Genomic DNA, 2,560 nt, shown 5'->3' with positions numbered 1-2,560 from the left:
GATTCATATCAGCAAAAAATATTTGGGATACGTGAAACAAAAGGTTATAGCATTTTTGAATAAACACCTGGCTTTAAACTTAAACCGCAAAACCTCTATATTCCCGATAGATCAAGGAGTAGATTTCTTAGGATATCGCACATGGATAGATTATAAATTGATACGAAAACGTAGCATAAAGAATATGCGGCGCAAGCTAAAATCAATGCAAAACAAATATAAAACAGGGCAAATAAATATAGATCGAATAAGCGCTTCAGTAATGAGCTGGGTGGCTCACTGCAAACACGCAGACACATATCGGTCGAGAGAAAAGATTTTGGGTGAATTTGTTTTACAAAGAGGGTGAAAAAATAGAGGAGCAATGTTAAAAATGAAAAACCTACACATATCAACAACATGCTTTACAATCGCAGTCGCTTTGTATGGCCTGCTCTCTGGAGGCTAAAGTGCCTGACACAGCCACGATAATAAAAGCCCTCACAGATATGCATAAGGCAATTGACAAAAGCTTCAATGGTGTCTACGAAAGAATTGAAACTTCAAACAAAAGAGTAACAAAGATTGAGAAAGATCTAGCTGTTAAGAAGGCTCTTTGCCAAGAACGGAAAGAATCTGAGATAGCCAAGAAGGATTTTTGGCGACCTGTAATCAGAACAATTAGTGTTGCTGGAATACTTGCATTGTGTACTATTGCGTGGTCAAAGTTAAATGTTATGTGGGATAAGATAAAAACTGTGCTGGACTGGATCCCATGAAAATGAAAAAATTACAGGATCGTCAAAAGACACGAGGAGAACCAGAGAAATGCGCTTTATAAATCCAACAGGAATGGGAATAAGAAATGACTCAAAAGGGTTAGGTCATCACGGAGCGCCACGTGGCTACAGAAAGCATAATGGAGTTGACTTTGAATGTAAAGATGGCCAAGATATACTGATGCCTGTGGACGGCCTAATAGCTCGAATATCACTGCCATATAAAGATGACTTGAAATGGAAAGGTGTTGAAATTATTAATCCAAGAGTCGAGATTAAGATGTGGTATTTTGTTCCTGACTTTGACTTAATTGGAAAAGAATTGAAAGCAGGAGAGGTAATAGGGATGGCACAAAACATAGGTAAGAAATATCCAGGGGTAACATCTCATATTCATGTTAGAATAACTAAGGTTGACCCTATGTTGTTATTTTCAGAGACCGATGAAGAAATTTATAAAGATGTGCTAAGGGGGATATAAATGGCTTGGAACTTCTTATCAAAACTTGCGGCAGCTCCGATAAAGGAAACTCTTGGTCAAGTTGGTAAAGCTGCGGGAAGTGTAATGAACAGGCTGGGCTTTGTAGAGAAGTTATCTGAGGCTGAACGAATAGAGAAATACAGTAAGTTATTTGCAATCTCAGAAGCTTCTACAGACTCTGCAAGGCAAATGTTTATGTCAGAGATGGCTACGCAGAAACAGCCTTGGATTATTCGTATCCTTAACGGAATGGTACGTCCGCTGGGAGGGTTAGGGGCCTTAATTACAGAAATATATGCAGTTTGGGGAGCTAACTTAGGGCAATGGTTTGGTTTTCCTTATATTAAGGTTGAGATTACTACAGAGCAGCATCTTGTTTTAAGTGGAATTATAGCATTTTATTTTGGTTCTAGACTTAAGGAAACATTAACTGGAACAGCCACTAAAAGATAGACATTTCACGTGGAACAGCCACTAAAAGATAGACATTTCACGCTCTTCATAAGCTTTGTGTTTCTGGTTCTGAATTTGCAAGGTTATTACTTTAAGTTCTGCTAATTGAACAGGATTGAGAACTTATTCCATAGCTGGAACATAATCATTCAACTCCTCAAGCATGGCTATTCTGGTTTGCAAGTGATTGCATTCAAAACGACAATCATCTAATTGCTTTTCGCAGTTAATTAATGACCAGAGAGTAAACCAAAAGACTAAAATTAAGGCTATAAATAATGCACATATTGATGCTGATATTGTTCTCATTTTTATCTCCTTTTCCATTCTGTAGTTAAAATACTCCCCGCTCATATTGTCACCCTCCAAAACTGACGTCTCGATCTATCGGTTTGCAACCGTTTACACGCCGATAAACACGGTCAAACAAGATTAAACCAGGTTTTAATTCGCCACACAACTATGAAATCTCGGCTTGTGATTAATAGCCTAACAAATATTACACAAAACGATATATTTTGTCAATAATATTAACCACTAAAAAATAATAGCAAAATATACCTTGACAAAATGTAAGAAAAACGTCATAACCATGATTATGAAAAAAATTACAATTCTAATTACCGATAAGCAGCATCGAGAACTAAAAGTTTTATCAAAAACAATTGAAGTTCGCATGTCAGAACAAATCAGAAGAGCCATTGATTCGTATCTTCAGAACAAATCAGAAGAGCCATTGATTCGTATCTGGCAAAATGGAACATGACAAGTGATAAAACGATTAGCGATTAACAATTGGATGCTGGGAATAATGTTTGCTCTCGGCCTTAATCTTGCCGGCGCTGACGGTGACTGGGTGCCGTGGATT

Annotated in this window: 6 protein-coding genes; 5 read left to right on the top strand and 1 reads right to left on the bottom strand. The window is 37.5% G+C overall.

Annotation, left to right across the window (positions count from 1 at the left end; translation table 11 throughout):
* The 4 genes from U9Q18_01540 to U9Q18_01525 all read left to right on the top strand — a co-directional run.
* The coding region (locus U9Q18_01540; GenBank protein ID MEA3313039.1) for an RNA-dependent DNA polymerase at positions 1-349 on the top strand (349 nt) is incomplete at its 5' end.
* A gap of 100 nt (positions 350-449) precedes the next feature.
* Positions 450-758: a hypothetical protein gene (locus tag U9Q18_01535; protein ID MEA3313038.1), complete on the top strand. Its 309-nt coding sequence runs from the start codon at positions 450-452 to the stop codon at positions 756-758.
* Between the two features lie 49 nt (positions 759-807).
* The gene (locus U9Q18_01530) at positions 808-1,239 is read left to right on the top strand and encodes a hypothetical protein (protein ID MEA3313037.1); all 432 of its coding nucleotides are present in this window, start codon (positions 808-810) and stop codon (positions 1,237-1,239) included.
* Positions 1,240-1,692 carry a hypothetical protein gene (locus U9Q18_01525; GenBank protein ID MEA3313036.1) on the top strand — a complete coding sequence of 151 codons (453 nt, stop codon included), beginning with the start codon at positions 1,240-1,242 and terminating at the stop codon, positions 1,690-1,692.
* A 123-nt stretch (positions 1,693-1,815) separates the two neighbouring features.
* On the opposite strand, the gene U9Q18_01520 is transcribed toward U9Q18_01525, so the two are convergent.
* Complete coding sequence (locus U9Q18_01520) at positions 1,816-2,046, bottom strand: hypothetical protein (GenBank protein ID MEA3313035.1); 231 nt, start codon at positions 2,044-2,046, stop codon at positions 1,816-1,818.
* 208 nt (positions 2,047-2,254) lie between these two features.
* Here U9Q18_01520 and U9Q18_01515 point away from each other — a divergent pair, with 208 nt between their 5' ends.
* Positions 2,255-2,458, top strand: coding sequence for a ribbon-helix-helix domain-containing protein (locus U9Q18_01515; protein ID MEA3313034.1), 204 nt, complete (start codon positions 2,255-2,257; stop codon positions 2,456-2,458).
* Positions 2,459-2,560: the final 102 nt, after the last annotated feature.

The sequence above is a fragment of the Caldisericota bacterium genome, from assembly GCA_034717215.1.
In the GTDB taxonomy this organism is placed as follows: domain Bacteria; phylum Caldisericota; class Caldisericia; order Caldisericales; family Caldisericaceae; genus UBA646.
Note: the sequence above shows the minus strand (reverse complement) of the source record. Positions and strands in the feature narration are given on the sequence as shown.

Bases quoted from the DNA above. Each gene is read 5' to 3' on its own strand.
- U9Q18_01530 (MEA3313037.1), top strand. From the start codon at position 808: ATGCGCTTTATAAATCCAACAGGAATGGGAATAAGAAATGACTCAAAA.
- U9Q18_01525 (MEA3313036.1), top strand. From the start codon at position 1,240: ATGGCTTGGAACTTCTTATCAAAACTTGCGGCAGCTCCGATAAAGGAA.
- U9Q18_01520 (MEA3313035.1), bottom strand. From the start codon at position 2,046: ATGAGCGGGGAGTATTTTAACTACAGAATGGAAAAGGAGATAAAAATG.